We start from the raw sequence: 21,922 nt of genomic DNA, 5'->3' as shown, positions 1-21,922 counted from the left end.
CAGACAGCCTTTAGAGGCAGGTAAATGCTCACTGTTTTTGTATGGATTGTTTACAAATTGTACATAGGCGTGCATTTAGGGACACGCTATAGTATTTAACATATTTGTTTGGAGAGTGTGATGAACGTAGAATTATTAAAAAAATTTCGAACCTCTGTCGTTTTAACGGGCTTATTGGCTGGTGTCATGACTGTCAGCGCTTGCCAAAAACAGCAAGAAACTGAGCCTAGCCTAGAAGAAAGCATCAGCGAAGAGCAGTCTGTACCGATGTCTGCTGAGCCTGCCGAGCCAAATGATGTGGTAATGGACGCGCCAGCTGATGAGGTGGCAGATGATACGGTAGCGATGGTCAATAGTGGTGTCACTCAGATGACCTACTCATGCTCGCCAGCATTAGAGGTAAAGGCAACTTATAAAGACGCTGATAATCAAGTGGTCATCGAAACTGCCAATGGCACTGCGACTTTGACCAAAACCAATGATGCGAGCAACCCAGAAGTTTTCAATCTCGATACCGCCATCGATGGTGGTGTAGGGTTTGTACAGTGGCGTGTGGCGCATACAGAGCGTGAGACAGGTATAATGCGTACCGCTGGTGCCGATGCCGATAATGTCAGCACTTATGAATGTAAAAAATCAGCCGAGCCTAGCGCCGATGAGGCAGCTGCCTAACCACGCCGTCGTGATTTTATCATTAGATAGCTGACTCTAACCAGCAGTAAGAGTGAGACTATAGTCGATAATGGCTAATACACTCATATGGTTATATTTATATGTCATGACTAAGCATTGATGACCGATACTTTACGCAAAAAGCAACGCTATTACAGCGTTGCTTTTTTGTCGTATTGCCTTGTATTGCCTTTATGTCATCAGCTTACTTATCGTGGGCTTCTGATAAAGCTGCTATAGTTGATGCACGTTAAGATGCGCCTATCGGTTTTATTTTGAATTGGCTATATCATCAGCGGCGTCATGCTCATGAGCCAAAAACCCTTCTTCGGTGATATCAAGCTCCTCATGCTTCAAGGTCACCTGAATACTATCAGTATGGGTATGTGTGGTTTTATTGATATCAACTTCTTGAATGGCAAATGTCTCCTTGGTAATGGTGGCAACTTGACGAGACAAAACGATCTCGAGCGGTGCTTCACCGATCTCAATCTGTTGGCCATTGACCGTCACCACCGCTTTGCTATCTAGCGCAGGCTCGACGTGACGCAAAATATCGTTATCATCGTACTGACCTGATAGTAAGTCTTGGCTTTCGGCATCGTAGTATTCAGTACGAATAGTAAGATACTCTTCTACCAGCTCTATCGGCACATCGATGGTCTTGGTGCGACGGTGCTTGGTCACTGTGACTTTGCCGACATCAAGACGCTCTTTGTTGACCACAGGGCGCTCTTCTAGCAGCTCTAAATGACCAACCTCTTGTGATGAGGGATGCCGGTCAGCTGCTGGATCTGTATCTTCGGCCATCTGCGTGGTGTCATTGTGAAGAGGAGTGGCTGATGTAGAGATACCATCGTCTTTTGATGGGTCGCGGTTGGAGTCGGTGACGGCATTAGGGTCAGTGGTCATTTTGATATCCTTATATGGTGAAATGCTATCAATGTCATGGCACAAGAGCAATGTGCTACTTGTGAAAGTCAGAAAAAAAGGCCAGAGACATGCTCTGGCCTTTTTTTTGCTAAGTGACGCTGCCTCCTATCTTGTAGTGCAGCCGTACTTAGCTGTAAGTGGCGACTATGACTGGTGTGTTTATTGTTATTATTATAACCAATCAGGGAGTAGGCCAGTATAAGGCTGTTACGGATTACATACCGCGAGCACGGCGTACGTCTTCGGCAGTGATGTCGTCACGATTGACGATGTTGCCCTCACGGTCTACCACATTACCATCACGGTCGATGTCTAGCTCTTCGCGCTGAATGGTCTCGACGATCGTCTCCGTATGGCGCTCAGTCGTCTTACCGACGTTGACTTCTTCTGCCACATAGGTGTCCTTGCCCACGCGTGCACGCTCTGCTTCTAGCTCAACTTCAATAGTCTCATTACCATCGACATCTCCGATGCGGCGATCTGTTGGACGATCGACATTGGTACGCTGGATGTTGGCATGCTCTTCTTCTAGCTCGACATCGACGTTGCGCTCTTCTGTGACCACATGCTTACCGACTTTGACCAGACCTGCTACGATGCGATCTTTATTGACGGTTAGACGCTCTTCTAGTAGCTCTAGGGTATTTGGTGCATCATAAGCATGGTCAGCAATTTCCATACGCTCAGCTTCTGGCACGCTGTCTGCGACAAAGGCTTGACGATCTTTTTCGTACTGCTCTTTATAGCTGTACTGATAATCATGGTCGTATACTTCCATTGCTTCAACTTGCGCTTCTGTTAAGCTATCGAAGAATACATCATCACCGACGATACGTGCTAGGCCTGCTGGGACAAGGACTTCTTTTGAGCTAAACCAGCCGCCTACATCTACGATCAGATAACGGATACGGCCAGTGGTGTCCTCTACCAGTGCGCCTTCGATTTTACCGATTTTTTCTTCATTGACGCCATAGGCAGTCTTGCCCGTTGGGTCATAGTAGTCATCACCGATTAGGTCGCGGTGTGTGGCTTGGATGTCTTTTAAACGGATTAGCTGGCTCATTATTGTCTTCCTTTTTTATGAGTTCATTATTGTTTATTAAAATGACAACGTTTGGTTAAGTCATTGAATGTTACCTTGGCAGTTGCTGCCTCAACTTGTAATTATCGTAACACCCTGATTTTAGATGAGATATATAAGCAAGGTAGCAAAGTGTGCGCTTGAGGTAATGACGTGTAATAGGCTGTAAGCGGCATAACAGAGTAAGGGGTACAAGTTAACGCGTTTTTACACGGTGCAATAATTTGGCTACTTTAGGAAATGACAAACACAAAAAAAACCGCAGAGCATATCGCCGTGCGGTTTTGATACATTTAAGAGCTTGATACATTCCAGAGTAAGCAGCCTGACTGCTATTAAGGCTTATACTAATCTAAATATTGCCTCTATCATCAGGCAGCTGCTGATTAAGCAAGCTCGATGGCTACCGCCACGGCTTCGCCGCCACCGATACATAAGGTCGCCACGCCTTTTTTGCCGCCTGTACGCTTAAGTGAATTGATCAAAGTGACCAAGATGCGCGCGCCAGAGCATCCAACTGGATGACCAAGAGCACAAGCGCCGCCTTCGACGTTGACTTTGGCATGGTCAATGTTTAGCTCATCCATCGCTGCCATCGTGACCATAGCAAAGGCCTCATTGATCTCCCAAAGATCGACGTCTGCAATCGTCCAACCAGCTTTTTCTAGAACCTTTTCAATCGCCCCAATCGGTGCAATGGTAAACTCGCTTGGATGACGAGAGTTAGACGCGGTGGCGATGATACGTGCTTGATAGCCACGACCTTCTTCTTTGGCTTGTGATTCTTTCATCAACACGACTGCTGCTGCACCGTCTGAGATTGAGCTGGCGTTTGCGGCGGTGATGGTACCGTCTTTGGCAAATGCTGGGCGCAGGGTAGGGATGCGCTCGGCGTTGGCAAGACCTGGCTGCTCATCGGTATCGACCGTTTGCTCGCCCTTGCGGGTTTTAAAAGTAACGGGTTCGATCTCGTCTTTGAAGTGATCGTCTTTGATTGCTGTCAGCGCACGATTGAGCGATTCGATGGCAAACTCGTCCATTTGCTCGCGTGTATAGCCTTTTTCGTCAGCCATTTCTTGGGCAAACATGCCCATCAGCTTGCCCGTTTCTGCGTCTTCTAAACCGTCTAAAAACATATGGTCTTTGACTTCTTTGTGCCCCATACGGTAGCCTGCGCGCGAGCCTGGCATGATATAAGGAGCGTTGGTCATCGACTCCATACCACCTGCGACTGCGACCTTAAAGCTGCCCGCTTTGATGCCATCGTGAGCCTGCATGACCGCTTTTAGGCCTGAGCCGCACAGTTTATTGATAGTGACCGCGCCCGTCGCATCAGACAAGCCGGCGTTGCGCATCGCTTGGCGGGCAGGACCCTGACCTAAGCCTGCTGTCAAAATACAGCCCATAATGACTTCATCAATACTGTCGACATCGACACCTGAGCGCTCGACAGCGGCTTTGATCGCCGCCCCGCCAAGCTCGGTTGCGCTCACATCTTTTAGCGAGCCTTGAAAACCGCCCATAGGAGTACGGGCACCGTTTAAAATCACAATTGCATCATTTGACATCGTTATTATTCCTTTTTACGTATTTAAATGAACGTGTGGCACTTTTTGGCCAAACGCTGACAGGCTAGCAGCTATCCATCTTGCTGTTGTTTACGCTAGCTCATCTAGGCGAATGCGTACTACTTTATCAGTAATTGTGTCTAGTTTTTCGATTTTTTCGATGGCCAGATTCATGCGGCTCTCAACCACAGGCAGCGTCAAGATAATGACAGGCACCTGACCAACCTTGTGCGCCGGTTTTTGCAAAATCGCATCGATATTGATACCTGCATCGCTGAGGATACGCGTGATATCGGCCAGCACTCCTGGGCTATCATAAGCATGGACGCGCAAGTAGTAACCCGTGGTCATCTGCTCAGCGCGTAGGATTGGTGTGTCAGATAACTGCTCAGGGATAAACGCGAGGTGCGGCACATGGTGACCGTTGTTGCTTGTATCATCGGCATCCTTGCTACCTAACACACGTACCAAATCCATGACATCAGCCATCACCGCCGACGCGGTCGCGCCTGCACCGGCACCATCACCGCAGTACAAGGTCTGCCCGAGTGGGTGTGAATTGACCAAGACTGCATTTTTTACGCCATTGACATTGGCCAAAAGAGCGTCTTGCGGGATGAGGGTCGGATGGACGCGCAGCTCGATACCAGTCGCAGCATCGTCGCCTGTGCCATCACGGCGCACCGCAAAGCCTAAATGTTTGATACGATAGCCCAGCTCTTCGGCATAGTTGACGTCTTGTAAGGTGATATCTGTGATGCCTTCGCAATAGACCTTATCAAACTGTAGCGGGATGCCAAAGGCAATAGAGGCCAGTAAGGCCAGTTTATGCGCCGCATCGATACCCTCGACATCGAACGTTGGGTCGGCTTCGGCATATCCTAATGCTTGGGCTTCGCTCAGTACATCAGCAAACGGACGACCCTTATCACGCATTTCTGTCATGATAAAGTTGCCCGTGCCGTTGATGATGCCGGCCAGCCACTCTACTTTATTGGCTGCCAAGGCTTCACGCATCACTTTGATGATTGGAATACCGCCTGCGACTGCTGCCTCGTATGCCACATGGACATGGTGTTCTTCTGCAAAAGCAAAGATCTCATTGCCGTGTTCGGCGAGTAAGGCTTTGTTTGCGGTGACCACATGCTTACCGTTTTTGATGGCATGCATAATGACTTCGCGGGCGAGTGTGGTGCCGCCGATCACCTCGATCACGATGTCGACATTGTCGCTTGCCGCAATTGCCATCAAGTCACTGCTTTGCATAATATTGGGATCAATATCATCACGATGACGGCGCGTACCCACTTCGGTAATGGTAATGTCTTGGCCGCTGCGGCGTTTTAGCTCATCTAAATTGTCATTGATTAGGTTGATTACGCCCGTTCCGACGGTGCCTAGACCAAGTATCGCTAGTTTGATGGAATGACTCACAGTATCCTCAAGAGGTTAAATATAAGACGCCCAGCATAACACTGCTATCAGATAAATGCGCTGGTCGTATCGAGCATACGGTGGGCGCAAATGTCGTTTGTGATAGGGTTATCAAGGCATCATTATCGTTGAATAAAAAAGACTCACATTGATGTTTACACTACGGTTGTGTTGCTGATTTTTTATGACGCTTCATCGTATCATACCGACATGCAGTTGTGACGTCTACCCAAACTGACTGTCGCCAAAGTCAATGATATGACAGCAGCGTGCTAGCTGGCGTCAATCGCTGTTTGTGCCAGCTGCTCAGCCGGCAGATAGCCACCGATTTGCTGGCCAGACTCCGTAAAGATAGCTGGCGTACCGCGCACGCCCAATCTTGCGCCTAATGCCATATGCGCTGCGACTGGGTTCTCGCAGCTAGGTGCTTGCACATTGGCGCCCATTTTTGCTTGATTCATAGCAGCATGGCGATCTTGGCTGCACCAGATTGCCTCCATTTTGGGTACCGATGCTTGGCTACGAGGCCACGCCAAATAACGCACTTCGATACCGCGCGCATTGATATCCGCCATCTCTTCATGCAGCTTGGTGCAATAAGGGCAGTCGGCATCGGTAAACGAGTAAACCACCGCTTTGGTCTCACCCTTGGCTGGGTAAATAATCAGCTCATCTTTATCGACTGCTTGCAATGCTTTTTGGGCGGTATTGGCCACCAATGCAGCGCTGATATCGACCGGCGCGCCGTCACCGACCGCGATGATTTGACCTTGAATGATGTGCTTGCCCGACTTATCCGTAAAAAAAGACGGCAGCCCTTCAGCAGTCGCCCAATAGATACCGTCCATATCTGTCGGTACGGCTGAGAGGATAGTCTCCTCAATCCCCGAGGTTTTTAGGTTTTCTTGCAACGCGCTGACCACCGCTGCATCACTCTCTGCCGATACCGTCTTGGTATTTGCCTGAGTGCTATTGACCACGCCGGTGTTGCTGGTAGCATCGGCGGCATTGTTTGAGCAGCCAGCAGCAATGGCGACCAATAACGCCCCCATCATAAAGCGTGATAGGCGGGTTTTGCGAAATCCAATGACAGTGTGGGCTTTTTGGGTGATGGAGGATGACATATAGGTTTCCTGTAGGCATTGCGCCTAATCATAAATGCGTCGGCATAAAACAAATAAACGCTATCGCGTGCAGTATGGGGCAACGTGAGAAAACCGCCGCCATCATGCCAGACTGTGATCGTGGATATAGCGCTTATCAATGAGAGTTAAAGGGTTCAATATAAAGGGGTTTTTCTCTCAAACGAGAAACGTCCCCACTTGATAATGCCGCTTATCTTAACATATTTATGATAAATAATAGCCATCGCTGAGCAGACCTAGCGATGGTCAGGTACGGCAGTCTTATATACTTCTATAATGGCGCTTTCCTGGCGTGCTGTACCGCCGCCGACAGATACGGCGCTAAATAAACACCAGCAGCACATGGCACATAGTAGTTGTTATGTCCGTTTTATTTAGGGCTGATGATATCTAAAATGACGTCATCGCGGTGTTGAAAAACATAACGTTTATACACCTAAATTCAAAAAACAAGATACATTTGTACTATGTAATATCAAAGCTTGGCTAGTTACTATCAATGTTTAGCTACCGTGCTGAGCCGCAACCTCTGGTTATGATGTCTGATTGTGATGTTCGATCAGATAGTCTACTGCTAATGGCATTGTTTTTGCTAAAAATTTATATAAATTCTTTGTATATATCCCTTTAATATTATTTATTTCAATCACTCACTTCAATGATTGCGTTAAGGAGCCCACATGGCAGGTGCCAGTTTATTAACCCTACTCGATGATATCAGTGTGATATTGGATGACGTCTCCGTCATGACCAAAGTCGCGGCCAAAAAAACCGCGGGGGTGCTGGGCGATGATTTGGCGCTAAACGCAGAGCAAGTCACGGGGGTCAAGGCCAACCGCGAGCTACCAGTAGTTTGGGCGGTCGCCAAAGGCTCTTTTGTCAATAAGCTAATATTAGTCCCAGCAGCCCTTATTATTAGTGCTATTTACCCGCCTTTAGTGACATTTTTATTGATGTGTGGCGGGTTGTTTTTGGTTTATGAAGGTGCAGAGAAAGTCATTCATCGATTTTGGCCGCATGCTTTGCCGCATGATGAAGAGCAAAACGCTCGCCGGCAGGCCAATGCCGATGAAACCGTGGACTTAGTCGCTTTTGAAAAAGACAAAATCAAAGGGGCGATACGGACCGATTTTATTTTATCGGCTGAGATTATCGTTATTGCCCTAGGGTCGACAGCGAGCGCCACGTTGTTGGAGCGCAGCCTAGTACTGTCCATCCTTGCCATCGCTATCACCATTGGTATTTATGGGCTGGTGGCAGGTATCGTCAAGATAGATGATGCTGGTTTGCATTTGATGGAGCAAGAAGGCAATTTTAAACAAAAACTTGGAAAAGTGATGTTTGCTGCCGCGCCAAAACTGATGAAGTTTCTCTCTATCGCCGGTACTTTAGCGATGTTTTTGGTCGGTGGTGGTATCTTGGTTCATGGCATTGGCTTTTTGGATCACGGTGTCGAGGACATCGCCCATTTGACGGGTATCTTTGAGAGCGTGACCACTGCTATCTTAAATGGGGTCATCGGTTTTATTATTGGTGCTGTTATCGTTGGGATTTTTACTATCGTTGGCAAAATGCGCGACGACGATACAAAATCAGCGACGCACTGAGCTTGAATGAAAAGCGCTAAACAGATAACGCATTACTCAGCAAAATGAAGCAAAATAAAAGCCCCGATAGTGAACTATCGGGGCTTTTGAGTATTTATGCTTGTACTGTTTTTAATAATACAAGCGGTAATACAAGTGATTTAATAGTACAAGCGACGGTGATTAACTGTCTGCTTGCTTATCGGCATCCTCAGCGTCTGGCTTTTCAGCTTGTGTCGGCTTTTTGTGCTCAGTCTTCGGCTTGCGACTGCGCGCCTTAGGAACCTTGGGCGTGGTCAAGTTAAACATGCCAGTCTGTGGCAATAACTGCTCGGCCACATTTTCAATCATGTTTTTATAACTGGCGATCGTGGTTTTAGACTTAGCAGCTTGGCTGTCTTCCTTTTCTGCGCCTTTGTCTGCGTCTTTAGACGGAGCCTCTGATTCAGATGTATCGCCTTGCTTGGCGGCTTCGCTGTCAGACTCAGCCGTCTTTGTGCGAGTGTCAGTATTGTCAGCACTATCGGTATTATCAACATGATCAGCTGATGGGTTAGTGGCAGGCGCCACGTTTTTATCGGCTTTTAGCAGCTGCTCACTTTCAGTGCTGACATCGTCTGCCTGTGCCTGATTGGCTAGGGCAGTCGCATCGACATCATGAGCGTCCACCTCGTCTGCCTGATAATCAGGATGCTGACCACGTGGGTCGTTGCTAGCGCGTTTGCCGATCGCTCGCGGCGCGACTGCTGTTTTGCCTTGGGTGGTAGCAAACTGACTAACGGCCTGAGTCATCGCCTCAAAGCGCGCCAGATAGTCTGCCGCCAATGGCTGGTAGCCATAGTTGCTAAAGTCAAAGTCTCGAGCCTGAGCGTCAGCAACTGGCAGATGTGCTTGCGCGGTGTCAGCAGATTTTGCTTGCTGTGAGTGCGCTTCGATAGCTGCGATAAAGCAGCGGATCACACCGTCATTTTTTAGACGGCTCTCGGCATCGGTGAGTGCTTGACGCACAAAGTCACCAACGCTACCGCGCACCGTTGGTACAGGTGTTGCCGATTCTACCGCTGGCTGCTGAGTGGGCTGTGCCTGCTGACGACGCACGACACGTGGGTCGTTACTGGCCTGTCCAAACTTCTGAGCGGTGACGTAACGGTTGGCAAACAAGGCATCATGCGTGAGCAAGGGTGCTGCGCCAACGTCCGCATCGGTTTTATCCGCAGTAGGGCTGCTTTGGGCACTTATGCTCTGTGTGCCTTTGGCAGTGGCGTGCGTCTGTTTTGCAGCGCTGCTATTTGCATTGCCGGTGTCACGGTCACCTGTGTTTGCCGCGGTGTCCTGCGACTTGGTGGCAGTAGCGCGATCAGCCGAAGCTGGCTCTGAAGCCGGACGCGTAGCAGGGCTATTCGCAGCTGATGGCTCGTCGGCGGTCGGCTGTTTAGCAGTTGCCTGCTCGTTAGCGGTTACCGCTTTGCTGCGCGCCGCTTTATCACCGCTGGTATCTGCCTGCGCCGTAGTGTCATTTTTACCAGACTTCTCGACGCTTTGGCTATTTGCTGACTGCTTATCGGCAGGCGATTTTTGTGAATCGCTTTTAGCCGTAGCTGCTTGACCAGCGTCTTTTTTACTCGCAGTGTCGTTTGCTGTACTGTCATTTGCTGAATGGGGCTTGTCAGCAGATGAGCGTTTGGCAGAGGCCGGCTTGCTATCATCTAAGGATAGGTGCACCACTTCTGGCGATTTTAGCACTGCTGGAGCTTCGTTAACCTGCAGCATGACCTCGTTCGGGTCTTGGTTACGGCGCGTGTTCGCGGCTTGTTTGCTGGTGTGTGCTTCGCCGTTTTTGCCAGAGGACTGCTTGACGCTATCAGAGGTAAGCGTCTCACCGCGTTCTAGCTTGCCGCGTGAGCCGCGTTGGCTGTGCGACTTACGTTTATTGAGCGGCTGCTCGTCTGCTGCCTTATGCTCACTGGTGCTGCTATCCGTATTATGACGCTCGCCAGTATCGCGGCCGTTGTCTTGGCGATTGTTGCGACTGCGCTCACTGCTACGTCTATTGTCTTGCTGACGTTTATTTGGCTGCTCGTTTGTGCTTTCGGCGGCCTCTGAGCTGCTTTGGGTATCAGCGCTTGCGTTTTGATTGCTCTCGCCATTTTGCTCTTTGCGTTGACGCGGCTTAGCAGAGCGAGACTTACGTGATTTGCGTCTTCTTCTGTCGTCGTTGCTCTCTTCGTTTTTATTGTCTGAGCTGCGACGCGGTTGCTGGCGGTTGGCGCTGTCTGATTCGCCATCGGTCTGCTGCTCAGGGGCTTGCGAGGTTTGCTCGGTGCTCGCGGTACGGCTTTCGGTACTAAGCGCGCTGTTATCGATTTGACCAAAAGCGCCTAAGCTTTGTGCGCCAGTGTTGACCAAGGCTTCGATTGCCTCGGCAGCATCACGGCTGCTCACGGTAGGCGTGGTTGATGCTTGCGGTGCCTGAGCAAACAGGTTGGATAGCCAAGCAACGGCTTGCGGCTGGGCGGCGGTCACACTCGCTGACGGCGTGGCTGCTGGTTGAGGCTTATCCGCTTGCGGCGCGCGCGTCGCGGTGTTGGTGCTGTTGTTTTGATGACGATCTTTTTGATGACGGTCTTTTTGATGGCGTTCGCTTTGCTGCGCGCTGTTGTTTTGCGCTTGTGCAGGAGCGTTTGACGGTGCTTGGGCGCGGATTTTGTTTTTCTGTGCTGCGCTTTTGTCGCTGCTTTGGCGCGGCTGACGCGTTGGCTGCTGCTCAGGGCGTTCGTTGTCCGCCGTTTGCCAGTCAACGTCGTAGCCAAGATCGCTATACTCTTGCTGCTGGGTATCAGTGATACGCTCGTAGCTGGATGGGGCAAAACCGTCGCGGTTGAAATGCAGCTTAAAGTTTGGTGACTCAAGATGCGCGTGCGGCAAGATGGTGATACGCGTACCGCTGTCTTGCTCGAGATAAACCAAGCTGTCGCGTTTTTCGTTTAACAAAAACGCCGCGATATCGGTCGGTACTTCGGCCTGTACTTCACCTTGACGCTCTTTTAGGGCGATCTGCTCGATTTGACGCATGATTGACAATGACAATGAGCGCAAATCACGAATCATACCGTTACCATGACAGCGCGGGCAGATATAGCCGGTTGATTCTTCAAGTGACGGACGCAAGCGCTGACGGCTCATCTCCATCAAGCCAAATTTAGAGATATCACCGAACTGCACGCGGGCGCGGTCGTATTTGGTCGCATCAATCAGGCGTTTTTCGACCTCTTTTTGATGCTTATTGTCATTCATGTCAATAAAATCAATGACAATCAAGCCGCCCATATCACGTAGGCGTAGCTGACGGGCAATCTCGTCAGCGGCCTCTAGATTGGTGTGGTAGGCGGTTTCGGCGACGTCTGAGCCTTTGGTTGATTTGGCGGAGTTGATATCGATAGAGACCAGCGCTTCGGTTTGGTCAATGACGATAGAGCCACCTGAGGGCAAGCGCACTTCGCGCTGATAGGCCGTCTCGATTTGCTTTTCGATATTGAAGCGCGAAAACATTGGTTCATAATCGGTGTATTTGCGGAGCTTTTCAGCCTGTTTTGGCATTACTGCATCGATAAAACCTGCCGCTTCGATATAGGCGTTTTCGTTATCGATCCAAATCTCAGCGATATCGTCGCGCAGATAGTCACGCACGGCACGGGTGACCACGCCAGCTTCTTGATGCACCAGACGCGGTGATGGGTATTTTTTATTCTGTTCTTGGATGGCTTGCCAGATGTTGAGCAAGTGATTGAGATCGTGCTGCAAGTCTTCTTGGGTTTTACCGATACCAGCGGTGCGGATGATGACACTCATGCCTTTTGGCAAGTCAAGATTGCCTAGCATGCGCTTCATGTCTTCACGCAGTTTGCCTGATATTTGGCGGGAGATACCGCCGCCACGAGGGTTGTTGGGCATCAATACCAAATAACGGCCAGCGAGTGATACATAAGTCGATAGGGCTGCGCCTTTGTTGCCGCGCTCTTCTTTTTCGACCTGAACGATTAGCTCGTCGCCTTCTTTGATGAGCTTTTTGATGTTTTCATCACGTGGGTTGCCGCTTAGATACTCAGCAGAGATTTCACGAATCGGCAAAAAGCCCTGACGCTGTGAGCCATATTCGACAAACACCGCTTCAAGCGATGGCTCGACACGGGTCACATGACCTTTATAAATGTTGGATTTTTTTTGTTCGCGGGTGCGGTTTTCTAGATCAAAATCGTATAGATGGTTGCCTTTACAAAGGGCGACGCGAATTTCTTCGTTTTGAGTGGCGTTGATCAAAATGCGTTTCATATTTTATCCTATGAGTACGCATAACGACGACTAAGCTTGGACTTTAGGAGGTGCCGGCAAGTGCTGCAAATGGCGACATCGGCGGCAGATATGGTGACCGGAGAACATAAGCAATCAGCCTCAAGGGCTGCTTTACGGTGATCTAAAGAGGCCAGCAGTGTCAGACAAGCCATATCAAACAAGCTATGTCAAACCATGCAAACGCAGATTGTTCTAAACATCTATTATGCATCAGCGTCTTAGGTAAGTTTTTGGTCAGTGGTTTTTAGGGTCATTATGACCGCACACTTTGTGAGAGTGGGCAAGCCTTAGCGACAGCTCTAAAAATACTGATCCTAAAAAAGGCGCTGTGTTGTTGCTATGCATCCTCAAAGTCTAGCAATAACCGCTGTCATCAATACTATTATAAAAAAATAGCGCGATGCAGCATCTGTTAGATCAGGTAAAACAATGGGTCTTGCTTTATTTTTCGTTCTTTTGCGATTACGTCAATCATATCTTGGGCGTTTTGTTAGCTATGGTCGCATCAGTCATCGGCGGGGCGTACTTGGCAAACAGAGTAAATGACCGGCTTATCGGCACGGTTTATGTCTATGTCTTTATTGTCATCTGTTTGACCACCGATACTAAGGCGGCTATCGATATCTGTCTCGATGCTAAGGTAAAACGTCCCATACTTGCTCGGCTGCCTCACATAAAAGACGTTGATAATGTGTTATCAAAAACAGTCGTGATTATGCGGGTAGTAAATCAGTGTTATGGGGTAAATGGTCAATAAATAGGCGTTTTGCCAGCATTATTCACGCAATGGTATTTTGTATCACTATCAGTTTTATCATACAAATAGCCATGCGGTAAAGAAACTTGCTTTTATCAAAAAAGAAGCATTCATGCCGCGTTTACAATTTATGGGGCGGTCTGAGAAGCGATGTCTATAAAAACAGCTTTACTCAGTTTATGCACCCTAAAATCAGATGAGACGGCCCATCTTGGCAGAGGCATTGCTAACTGCGCTTGGGCAATCACTCATAAAGCCGTGATTGGCAAAATAGCGTTAGGCAATCTTTTGCAATAATGATTATTGCGCAGCTTCTGCTTAATTGGCGCTCAACATGCTAAACTATAGCAAATCTTTGTGTAAATACCTAACGAAAAATGACAAACTCAAAAACGACCGATGACGCGCCGATCCACGAAGCGCCTGCTATTTTCAATAGCAAAACACGCCCGCAAAGCGCTGATGATGAAATCAGCAACTTTGCCAGAGTCAATTATCTAGAGGTAACGCGCCATCAGCATGACCAGCGTTTGGATAATTTTTTGCTCAACCGCCTAAAGGGTCTGCCAAAATCGCACATCTACAAAATGATTCGCTCGGATGAAGTGCGTGTTAATAATAAACGCTGTAAAGCACATGATAGAGTCCAGCGTGAAGACGTCGTGCGTATCGCGCCCATTCAGCTGGCGACGCGCGAAAAGCCCATCATCAGCACCGAGTTTGCCAATAGCTTGCTGGCACGAGTGGTGTATGAAGATGAGGGTATGTTGGTGCTAAACAAGCCTTCGGGCATTGCGGTGCATGGTGGTAGCGGGTTGGACTTTGGTGTCATCGAGGCCATGCGTGAAGTCACTGGCAAAAAATATCTGGAGCTGGTGCACCGTATCGACAAGGATACCTCAGGCTTGCTGATGATCTCTAAAAAACGCTCAACGCTAAAAGCCTTGCAGCAGCATCTGGTGGATAAAACCATCCAAAAGCACTATCTGTGTATCGCCAAAGGCCAGCCTGTGATGGGTGAGCAACGTATCGATGCGCCATTGTTACGCTATACGCTTGCTAATGGTGAGCGCCGTGTCAAGGTAGATAGCCAAGACCCGCAAGCCAAAGACAGCCAGACAGACATTATCATTCATGAGCGTTTTATGCTGGCCGATCAGCCTGTGAGCTTGATTGAAGCCAAGCCGCTCACTGGGCGCACCCATCAGATTCGTGTACACTTAGCGCATATCGGTCACGCCATCTTGGGCGATGATAAATATAACGTACACGACAAATCAGGCGTCCATCGTCTGTGCTTGCACGCGTGGCGTTTGGATATCCCAGGCTATAAGAGTATCACCGCGCCGCTACCAGAAGACATGGCCGACTGGCTCCCTGAGCAGAGCACATTACCTGATTAGTATTGTCCCATTAGTCTTGTTCCACTCTCGCGTATGATGACAGTGTGTCTATCTTCTTGTGACTGTTCAACACGCGCTAAGGACGGACGATAAAGTCGAATACGTGCGCTAAACGTCACGCCCGCTTATTTTTGATAAGTCGCCGTGACGTTTTTGTATTGACACTTGCCATGTATCGTCGTTATTCATAAAAGTCATCAAGTCACACGTCAGCTTATCAAGTTTTAAAGGTCGTCAAGTCTTAACAGTTATCAAGGTTTATTTATGAGTCCACAATCTGCTGCCAGTATTGCTATTGCCGAAGCCAGCTCTCACGTATCCAACCCGCATAATCTGGCCGATAAAACGCTGATTATCTTTGATTGGGACGGCACCTTGATGGATTCGGTGGGTTTAATCGTGGAGGCCATGCATGTGGCAGGGGAGGCGCACGGGTTTCAAACGACAGATAAGGCTGTGCAAGATATCATCGGTCTTAGCCTGATGAATGGCATTGATATTTTATATCCGCAGGCCAGCGATTTACAAAAGCAGGGCATTCAGCAAAGCTATGCTGAGTACTATATCGCCAATAGCCACCGCACGCCGCTGTTTGCCCCGATAGAAAGCATGCTACAAACGCTACAGCGTCAAGGCAAACAGCTGGCTGTAGCCACAGGCAAAAAACGAAAAGGTCTAGATCGGGTGCTTGCAGCCTCGAGCAGTCATCAGTATTTTGTGATGACCCGCTGTGCTGATGAAGCAGGCTCAAAACCTGATCCGCAGATGCTCATTGATATATTACAGGCTACTCAGCAGGGTATCGCCGACGCTGTTTTTGTCGGTGATAGCGTCTATGATATTGAGATGGCGACGCAGCTGGGTATGAGTAGTATTGCGGTTAATTATGGTACAGCATCAGCGGCAGAGCTTGCCGCACAGCAGCCTACCTATCAGGTTGAGACGCCGCAAGCATTAATGGCGCTATTATGTGGCGAGGGCGTGTCTTCAAGTCACTCGCTATAGTCAGTTGAAAATAAAACTGTTATATAAATTTAAACGCGCTACTGGTATAAATTTTACTTGCGTGCTGCGTTCCCAGAGGCTGAGCAAAATTCATCCCAGTAGCGCTATGCGCTTTTTAGAGTGCATCGACTATAGTTATCTAAATGGGCTAAAAGTGGCCAAATTTTGCCAACCGTCGTCAAACAGCTGACCAATATCCCGATATTCACGGTGCTACTTTCCTTGTTTGACCGCAATTTATCTTATTTTTATCACCATTTTTGAAATAAAGACACGCCCTAGCACGCCGCTTTTCCGCGTGGCGCCGCTTATTTAGCGCCGTCTTTTGCATCACTCCCTTCTACAGCTGTCGTCGTCTCGCCAACTTGAGTGTCGGCAGACTCACTGAGGCCAGTTTCAATGATTTTATCGCCATCGAGCTGATATTCATACCATTTGCCCATCACGCCAGCCAGCTCCTCTAACCCTTCTTTGCGCAAGGCAGAAAACAGCTGAATGCTACAGGTTAGCCCCAGTTTTTTTAGTCTTTTTCGGGTATTGAGCAGGGCGTTTTTGGCGGCGCCGTATTTTAGCTTGTCTGCTTTGGTAAGCAAGATGTGTACGGGTAAATCTCCATCTTTGGCCCAATGCAGCATTTGCTCATCAAAAAACTTAAGCGGATGACGGATGTCTGTCATCAGCACTAGCCCTGCAAGGCTTGAGCGCGATACCAGATATTCTTCTAGCTCAACCTGCCATTCTTTTTTCATCTCTAAAGGGACAGCGGCGTAGCCATAACCTGGTAAGTCGACCAGTCGTCTGTCGCTATCACCGACGCTAAAAAAGTTGATCATTTGCGTACGACCAGGGGTTTTGGACGAGCGTGCCAGTTGGCGCTGGTTGGTCAGCGCGTTGATGGCAGAGGATTTGCCCGCGTTTGAACGGCCTGCAAAGGCGACCTCTAAGCCCATATCGGCAGGACAAAGGCGAAAAGTCGGCGCTGACATCATAAAGGCGGTTTGTTGAATTTTTTGACGAGACTTGGTGTTAAATAAGGCTTGGTCGGTGGCGGCATCGGTAAACGGGGTGCTCATAAGTGACTCATTAATCTTAAAAAAATTGGATACAGTGGTAAGGCGTTGCGTCGTTTAGACCAGCGAGAGGCGACAGTAGGGCATAAGCGTCACATAACGTTTATAGCAGTCGGCATGGCAGACGACTTAATAATTGCTTATTCTATACTATTCGTCCGCTTACTTATTGAAATAACGGCAATTAATATCATATAAATATCACAGGCACTCACATATCGCAGGCTATCATGGTAGTGATACCAGTCATCATTAGGTTACCAAAGCCAAACTATATTTATCTGTATTTGTATGACATACATTGTTACAATATTTGCTAAGAGATAGTTGGCGACACACGTTTAATCAAAAAATAGACTAAACGAATGTCATATCCAAAGGAGGTGTTCAATGTTTTCAATCACCACACTTTTTGACCGTGTTCAGCGTGTACTCATAAGCGGCGCGGCGGCGCTCATCTTAAGCAGCACGATGATAACGGGCGCTGCTGCTGATATCGCAGCGACCTATAATAACTCATGTGCAGCCTGTCACGATAGTGGCGCACTCAATGCCATCAAAAAAGGCGACAGCGCCAAATGGCAGCAGCTCATCAAACAAAAGAGCATGACGACCTTGATAAACTCAGTAAAAGGTGGCATGACGCAGATGCCAGCGGGCGGACTCTGTGACAGCTGCAGTGATGATGATTACCGTCAGCTGATCGAGTATATGAGCAAATAATCAGTAGAAAATCAATAAGTCATGCCATCTAAAGCGCTGGGTTTTATTGCCCGAAAGCGCTTTTATTTTTTTGCAAGCAGCATAATAAGCCTATTAGAAAAACTGGTGGATGTGACGATTAAGTAGGCAAATGCTACAAAGTCTTGCTATAATAATCGAAAATAAACCCTGATGTTAGTAAGTACTTTCAGATTGCTTGTGGCCAAGACCTTAAATTATATACTTGCCTCGCTGATTATAGGGCGGTCGGTATCAGGTATCTTATCAGTACAATCACTCTAAATAATGCTTACACCGAGTTAGTAGGATTTGTATCAATGAAAAAGTTAATCGCTGCTGCCAGCTTATGCGTTGCAAGTTTCAGCGTACAAGCTGCTATTATTGTTCCTGAGCATGACGTCGATGCAGGCAAGAAAATTGCAGAGACCGTCTGCGCTGCTTGTCACGGTGTTGATGGTGTTAGCGTTGTCCCTGCGCAGCCTAACTTGGGTGGCCAAAACGTAAAATACCTCTATAAGCAGTTGGTCGAGTTTAAAACAGGCTATCGTAAGAATGGCATCATGCAGTCGCAAGTCGCCAACTTATCTCAGCAAGACCTAGCCAATGTGGCAGGTTATTATGCCAGCCAAGCTCCTTGGGGTGTTGGTTTTGGTAATCCTGCGACCAACCAAGAAGCCACCAAACTCTATTTGGGTGGTGATAAGTCGCGCGGCGTGATCGGCTGTGCAGGCTGTCATGGTCCAGATGCCGCTGGTAACGAGTGGGCAGCATTTCCGCGCTTAGGTGGCCAGCATGCCGAGTATATCTCAACTCAGCTAAAACTGTTCCGCGCCGCAGGCCGCGCCGATGATATCGATAGCGATGAGCAAAAACGTATCAACGACGCTGCCAAAGAAGGCGAGATGGGTATGATGCAGACGGTAGCATCGAAGCTATCAGATCGTGATATTCGTATCCTATCAGACTACATCAGTGCCGTTCACTAATCTGTAGCAATCACGGCATAGGCCACAGAGCGCGGTTGTCCGTTGATTTGCTGATGGGTGCCTGATAGCCAGTCGTTATTATGTGATAATGAAGCATTATTTAATGATTAAACCCCGATTTCGGGGTTTTTTTATAACTGCTGCTCCCTTATATTATCACTATCATGACCTTATAAAGATACAACCCCTCATCGAGGCTTATCTTTATGTCATGATGTTGTATCGTGATAAATTACTGTTCCTCACTTAAGCGCGTGTCGTCAATTAGCCTGTTGCGATCGATTGTGGGCTTACTATCATGAAAGCTTGCCTGTTTAAAGCTTCGTTGTTTTAAGATCTGTTGTTGCAAGCTCAGTGTTTTGCACCTTAGCTATATAGTCAATGACATAAAAGATGACACGCCCTAGCTCATTTGGATTTAGATTATGATGATCCGTTATGCTTCTTACTTCATTGCTGCCTTGCTGCCGTTACTGTTGTTTCGCTGGTTTGCCCCTGCTTCAGTCGGTGAGATAGATTTTTGGCTATTGTGGCTGCTGGCGATGGTATTGGTATCGCTGCCTGTGGTGTATGCAGAGATAGCGCTGGCGTATCGGAGCGTCGATGCGCCACTGGCTGGTATGCAAAAGCTGACCCGCGAGGCGGATGCCAGTCCGATATGGCGCAGTTTTGGTTGGCTTGCGGCGCTGGTGTCGATTGTCATCGCTGCGCTGGTCATCTCGGGCGCTAGTACAGGTATCTTAGCGGCTTTGACGGCGCTTGATAGCGCGCCTGCGCTACCGAGCTTTGCAATGGCGGCAGGTCTGATGGTCATCGCTGTATTGCTGAGCTTAGTGGGTGTCGCGCCGTTACCGATTGGTCTGGGGCTGATGGTCGCGGGGCTACTGCTGGGTGCGGTCAATGGACTGCCAAATATTGACTTTGCCATGACAGAAGTAAGCTTAGGCGAGTGGGCGCGCGCGGTTGCCTTGGCGCTGGTCAGTGTGGGGGCGGGTACGGGGCTGTATTGGTTCGGTCAAAGCTTGGCTAGCAAGCAGTCAGTGACAGCCGTCGGTGTGGACAATCACAACGCCCAAAAACCTGCTCGTAGCCGTCTGGCCGCCGAGCCACGTGCGACCAAGCTGGTGCTACCGATTTGGATACTGCAACTGCTGGTCGGGATGATGGCTTTGTTTGTCAGTGGCATGGCATTGCCGCCTATCGCTCAGCTATTGTATTGGGTGGGGGTGCTATTCGTTGTCAGTTATTTGCTGCACTATAGTACCCAGCAGCTGGCGCATAAGTTTGGGCTGGTGGTGAGCTTGGCGATCACTTTGGTGGTGGCATTGGCGTTGGCCGTTGTGATTCCTGCCACTTGGTTGGTTGATATCTTGGTCATTATCAGTAGTGTCGCGGTGCTGCTCCTATCGATATTTGCGGGATGGCAAATGAAAATCAGTCATTTGCGCAAGTCGCTTAATTTCGGTAGTGAAGGGTTTTATAACTTGTGGCGCGTGGCGATACGGTTGGTGGTACCACTGGCTCTGATATTGGCATTACTGGGTTGGGTGCTACAGTGGCTGAGCTAAATAACGACGCTATCACCGTATATCTGGCCTATGCCGAGGATGCCACGCGTCAGCACTACCAGTCACTACAGGTGCGCCCTGATACCACGCTGTATGAAGCGCTATCGCAAGCAGGGTGGCTGACGCAGTTTGCCGCTTTGGCCGCGTGGTGCGAGGAGATGGCGGAGGTGGCAACCCCAATGGCGAAGCGCTGGCATGTGGGTGTCTATGCAAAAAAACAGCCGCTTAGCTATTGCTTGCAGCCTTTTGATCGTATCGAAGTCTATCGTAGTTTGAGCGCTGATCCGATGTCTCAGCGCAAAAACAAATCACGAAGCTAGCGGCTTGTCAGCCTTCATGTTATGACGCAGGCAAGCTCTCTATACCCTCGATGCGGCTGACCAAACCATTATCATCAAAGTAGACAATCAGGTGCTGGCTGGCATTTTTGACATCAGCAATGCCTTGGCGTTGGCCCTCGGTGCCCGCTTGATAGTCGTAGATATAGTCCCAGCGCTTTGGCTCTAGGGTATCTTTAATCGCAGGACTGCCGAGGATGTATAGCACTTGGTTTTGGTTCATGCCCACTTGCAGCTTTTGTGCTTGAGCTTGGGTGATGGCAGTGCCTTGTGGTAAATCAATCTTATAAACACTCAGTAAAGAGCAGCCGGACATCGCGACGGTAGCGCTGAGCATACTGGTTAGGATAATGTTACGTAATGCGCGTGCAGGGCTGAACGGACGAAAAGTTAATGTCTTTATCATGGTAAGATGACTCATAAGAAATGGGTTAGGTGCGGCCACCATCAATGATAAGGTGTCTGGCCGACTATCTTGAACAAATGATACGTCATTTACTTGCAATTGCCTACCACTTACGACATTATTTACCAAACGCTACCAAGGTGATTTGGTTATTTGTTTTTTAAATTCATGGACTTGCATTGATATTTCCGGCGAAATGATAGACCATATAGGCGTTAAAGATAAGCAAGGGTCATACGCGAGATATCAATGAATTGCAAAAGGCATGTTTGGCATGTCTTAGATAAAACACGCTTTATAAAGTAATTTATTAGCTTATCTACCTCCTATTTTTTGGTTCTTTATTTGCTAAGACTGTCACAGTCACAAGGGATATTATGGCTTCTTTTACCAATCAAGATTTACGCAAAGCAGGGTTGAAGGTCACCTTACCACGTATCAAAATTTTAGAGCTGCTAGAAAATGCAGAGCTGCATCATATGAGTGCCGAAGAGGTGTACAAGGCGCTGATCGACCAAGGCGAAGATGTGGGGCTGGCCACGGTGTATCGAGTATTGACCCAGTTTGAACAAGCGGGCATCGTCGAGCGTCATAACTTTGAAAACAATCTATCGGTGTTTGAGATCACCCAAGAAGAGCATCATGACCACTTGGTCTGTGACCACTGCGGCAAAATCGTCGAGTTTCATAATGAAGCTATCGAAGAGGAGCAGCTCAAAGTTGCAGAGTCGCATGGTTTTAAATTATCGGGTCACTCACTGGTGCTATACGGTATTTGTGATGATCAAGAATGTAAGGACAGCGTCAAATAATAGCGGTTAAGTTATCAAAGTCTGATAAGGTTTTATCACCTTTAACCGTTTTGTTATTTGTTTAATGTTTAAACACTCAAATACT

Annotated in this window: 18 protein-coding genes; 10 read left to right on the top strand and 8 right to left on the bottom strand. The window is 48.4% G+C overall.

Annotation, left to right across the window (positions count from 1 at the left end; genetic code table 11):
* Positions 1 to 120: 120 nt before the first annotated feature.
* Positions 121 to 672 carry a hypothetical protein gene (locus tag BTV99_RS07665; RefSeq protein ID WP_075101787.1) on the top strand — a complete coding sequence of 184 codons (552 nt, stop codon included), beginning with the start codon at positions 121 to 123 and terminating at the stop codon, positions 670 to 672.
* Between the two features lie 270 nt (positions 673 to 942).
* Here BTV99_RS07665 and BTV99_RS07660 read toward each other — a convergent pair whose 3' ends face one another.
* The 5 genes from BTV99_RS07660 to BTV99_RS07640 form a co-directional block, all read right to left on the bottom strand.
* Positions 943 to 1,584 carry a YsnF/AvaK domain-containing protein gene (locus BTV99_RS07660; RefSeq protein ID WP_083608575.1) on the bottom strand — a complete coding sequence of 214 codons (642 nt, stop codon included), beginning with the start codon at positions 1,582 to 1,584 and terminating at the stop codon, positions 943 to 945.
* A gap of 235 nt (positions 1,585 to 1,819) precedes the next feature.
* Positions 1,820 to 2,668: a DUF2382 domain-containing protein gene (locus BTV99_RS07655; protein WP_075101786.1), complete on the bottom strand. Its 849-nt coding sequence runs from the start codon at positions 2,666 to 2,668 to the stop codon at positions 1,820 to 1,822.
* Positions 2,669 to 3,072: 404 nt separating this feature from the next.
* Positions 3,073 to 4,254 (bottom strand): thiolase family protein, encoded by a 1,182-nt coding sequence (locus tag BTV99_RS07650; RefSeq protein WP_075101785.1) that lies wholly within the window; start codon positions 4,252 to 4,254, stop codon positions 3,073 to 3,075.
* Positions 4,255 to 4,344: 90 nt separating this feature from the next.
* On the bottom strand, positions 4,345 to 5,688 hold the full coding sequence (locus BTV99_RS07645) for a homoserine dehydrogenase (RefSeq protein WP_075101784.1): 1,344 nt from the start codon (positions 5,686 to 5,688) through the stop codon (positions 4,345 to 4,347).
* A 272-nt stretch (positions 5,689 to 5,960) separates the two neighbouring features.
* Positions 5,961 to 6,812 carry a DsbC family protein gene (locus BTV99_RS07640; protein ID WP_075101783.1) on the bottom strand — a complete coding sequence of 284 codons (852 nt, stop codon included), beginning with the start codon at positions 6,810 to 6,812 and terminating at the stop codon, positions 5,961 to 5,963.
* A 701-nt stretch (positions 6,813 to 7,513) separates the two neighbouring features.
* Between BTV99_RS07640 and BTV99_RS07635 the strand changes: the two genes are divergently transcribed.
* The gene (locus BTV99_RS07635) at positions 7,514 to 8,440 is read left to right on the top strand and encodes a DUF808 domain-containing protein (protein ID WP_075101782.1); all 927 of its coding nucleotides are present in this window, start codon (positions 7,514 to 7,516) and stop codon (positions 8,438 to 8,440) included.
* Positions 8,441 to 8,602: 162 nt separating this feature from the next.
* On the opposite strand, the gene BTV99_RS07630 is transcribed toward BTV99_RS07635, so the two are convergent.
* A complete protein-coding gene (locus BTV99_RS07630) occupies positions 8,603 to 12,748 on the bottom strand; it encodes an Rne/Rng family ribonuclease (RefSeq protein ID WP_075101781.1) in 4,146 nt (1,381 codons plus the stop codon).
* Between the two features lie 517 nt (positions 12,749 to 13,265).
* Between BTV99_RS07630 and BTV99_RS13440 the strand changes: the two genes are divergently transcribed.
* The 3 genes from BTV99_RS13440 (at position 13,266) to BTV99_RS07615 (ending at position 15,934) form a co-directional block, all read left to right on the top strand.
* Entirely contained in the window at positions 13,266 to 13,526 is a 261-nt protein-coding gene (locus tag BTV99_RS13440) for a hypothetical protein (RefSeq protein WP_178377941.1), read from the top strand.
* Between the two features lie 377 nt (positions 13,527 to 13,903).
* A complete protein-coding gene (locus BTV99_RS07620) occupies positions 13,904 to 14,929 on the top strand; it encodes an RluA family pseudouridine synthase (RefSeq protein ID WP_075101779.1) in 1,026 nt (341 codons plus the stop codon).
* A gap of 264 nt (positions 14,930 to 15,193) precedes the next feature.
* The gene (locus BTV99_RS07615; RefSeq protein WP_075101778.1) at positions 15,194 to 15,934 is read left to right on the top strand and encodes an HAD family hydrolase; all 741 of its coding nucleotides are present in this window, start codon (positions 15,194 to 15,196) and stop codon (positions 15,932 to 15,934) included.
* Positions 15,935 to 16,242: 308 nt separating this feature from the next.
* Here the strand turns inward: BTV99_RS07615 and yihA are convergent, their stop codons facing one another.
* Complete coding sequence (gene yihA / locus BTV99_RS07610) at positions 16,243 to 17,007, bottom strand: ribosome biogenesis GTP-binding protein YihA/YsxC (protein WP_256713752.1); 765 nt, start codon at positions 17,005 to 17,007, stop codon at positions 16,243 to 16,245.
* Positions 17,008 to 17,394: 387 nt separating this feature from the next.
* Here yihA and BTV99_RS07605 point away from each other — a divergent pair, with 387 nt between their 5' ends.
* From BTV99_RS07605 to BTV99_RS07590, 4 genes are all read left to right on the top strand, one after another.
* The gene (locus BTV99_RS07605; RefSeq protein ID WP_075101777.1) at positions 17,395 to 17,727 is read left to right on the top strand and encodes a cytochrome c5 family protein; all 333 of its coding nucleotides are present in this window, start codon (positions 17,395 to 17,397) and stop codon (positions 17,725 to 17,727) included.
* A gap of 317 nt (positions 17,728 to 18,044) precedes the next feature.
* A complete protein-coding gene (locus BTV99_RS07600) occupies positions 18,045 to 18,713 on the top strand; it encodes a cytochrome c (protein WP_075101776.1) in 669 nt (222 codons plus the stop codon).
* Positions 18,714 to 19,138: 425 nt separating this feature from the next.
* Entirely contained in the window at positions 19,139 to 20,281 is a 1,143-nt protein-coding gene (locus tag BTV99_RS07595; RefSeq protein WP_075101775.1) for a hypothetical protein, read from the top strand.
* Positions 20,269 to 20,601, top strand: coding sequence for an RnfH family protein (locus tag BTV99_RS07590; RefSeq protein ID WP_256713751.1), 333 nt, complete (start codon positions 20,269 to 20,271; stop codon positions 20,599 to 20,601). The genes BTV99_RS07595 and BTV99_RS07590 overlap by 13 nt, the downstream gene beginning before the upstream one ends.
* Before the next feature lie 19 nt (positions 20,602 to 20,620).
* On the opposite strand, the gene BTV99_RS07585 is transcribed toward BTV99_RS07590, so the two are convergent.
* Entirely contained in the window at positions 20,621 to 21,040 is a 420-nt protein-coding gene (locus BTV99_RS07585) for an outer membrane protein assembly factor BamE (protein ID WP_083608584.1), read from the bottom strand.
* 362 nt (positions 21,041 to 21,402) lie between these two features.
* On the opposite strand from BTV99_RS07585, the gene fur reads away from it, so the two are divergent.
* Positions 21,403 to 21,837, top strand: coding sequence for a ferric iron uptake transcriptional regulator (gene fur / locus BTV99_RS07580; protein WP_075101773.1), 435 nt, complete (start codon positions 21,403 to 21,405; stop codon positions 21,835 to 21,837).
* Positions 21,838 to 21,922: the final 85 nt, after the last annotated feature.

This window comes from Psychrobacter sp. Rd 27.2 (genome assembly GCF_001921755.1).
Classification (GTDB): Bacteria; Pseudomonadota; Gammaproteobacteria; order Pseudomonadales; family Moraxellaceae; genus Psychrobacter; species Psychrobacter celer.
This window is presented reverse-complemented; position numbering and strand designations above follow the sequence as displayed.

Excerpts from the sequence above, each read along its gene's own strand:
- BTV99_RS07665 (WP_075101787.1), top strand. The coding sequence starts at position 121 with ATGAACGTAGAATTATTAAAAAAATTTCGAACCTCTGTCGTTTTAACG.
- BTV99_RS07660 (WP_083608575.1), bottom strand. The coding sequence starts at position 1,584 with ATGACCACTGACCCTAATGCCGTCACCGACTCCAACCGCGACCCATCA.
- BTV99_RS07655 (WP_075101786.1), bottom strand. The coding sequence starts at position 2,668 with ATGAGCCAGCTAATCCGTTTAAAAGACATCCAAGCCACACACCGCGAC.
- BTV99_RS07650 (WP_075101785.1), bottom strand. The coding sequence starts at position 4,254 with ATGTCAAATGATGCAATTGTGATTTTAAACGGTGCCCGTACTCCTATG.
- BTV99_RS07640 (WP_075101783.1), bottom strand. The coding sequence starts at position 6,812 with ATGTCATCCTCCATCACCCAAAAAGCCCACACTGTCATTGGATTTCGC.
- BTV99_RS07635 (WP_075101782.1), top strand. The coding sequence starts at position 7,514 with ATGGCAGGTGCCAGTTTATTAACCCTACTCGATGATATCAGTGTGATA.
- BTV99_RS07630 (WP_075101781.1), bottom strand. The coding sequence starts at position 12,748 with ATGAAACGCATTTTGATCAACGCCACTCAAAACGAAGAAATTCGCGTC.
- BTV99_RS13440 (WP_178377941.1), top strand. The coding sequence starts at position 13,266 with ATGGTCGCATCAGTCATCGGCGGGGCGTACTTGGCAAACAGAGTAAAT.
- BTV99_RS07620 (WP_075101779.1), top strand. The coding sequence starts at position 13,904 with ATGACAAACTCAAAAACGACCGATGACGCGCCGATCCACGAAGCGCCT.
- BTV99_RS07615 (WP_075101778.1), top strand. The coding sequence starts at position 15,194 with ATGAGTCCACAATCTGCTGCCAGTATTGCTATTGCCGAAGCCAGCTCT.
- yihA (WP_256713752.1), bottom strand. The coding sequence starts at position 17,007 with ATGAGCACCCCGTTTACCGATGCCGCCACCGACCAAGCCTTATTTAAC.
- BTV99_RS07605 (WP_075101777.1), top strand. The coding sequence starts at position 17,395 with ATGTTTTCAATCACCACACTTTTTGACCGTGTTCAGCGTGTACTCATA.
- BTV99_RS07600 (WP_075101776.1), top strand. The coding sequence starts at position 18,045 with ATGAAAAAGTTAATCGCTGCTGCCAGCTTATGCGTTGCAAGTTTCAGC.
- BTV99_RS07595 (WP_075101775.1), top strand. The coding sequence starts at position 19,139 with ATGATGATCCGTTATGCTTCTTACTTCATTGCTGCCTTGCTGCCGTTA.
- BTV99_RS07585 (WP_083608584.1), bottom strand. The coding sequence starts at position 21,040 with ATGAGTCATCTTACCATGATAAAGACATTAACTTTTCGTCCGTTCAGC.
- fur (WP_075101773.1), top strand. The coding sequence starts at position 21,403 with ATGGCTTCTTTTACCAATCAAGATTTACGCAAAGCAGGGTTGAAGGTC.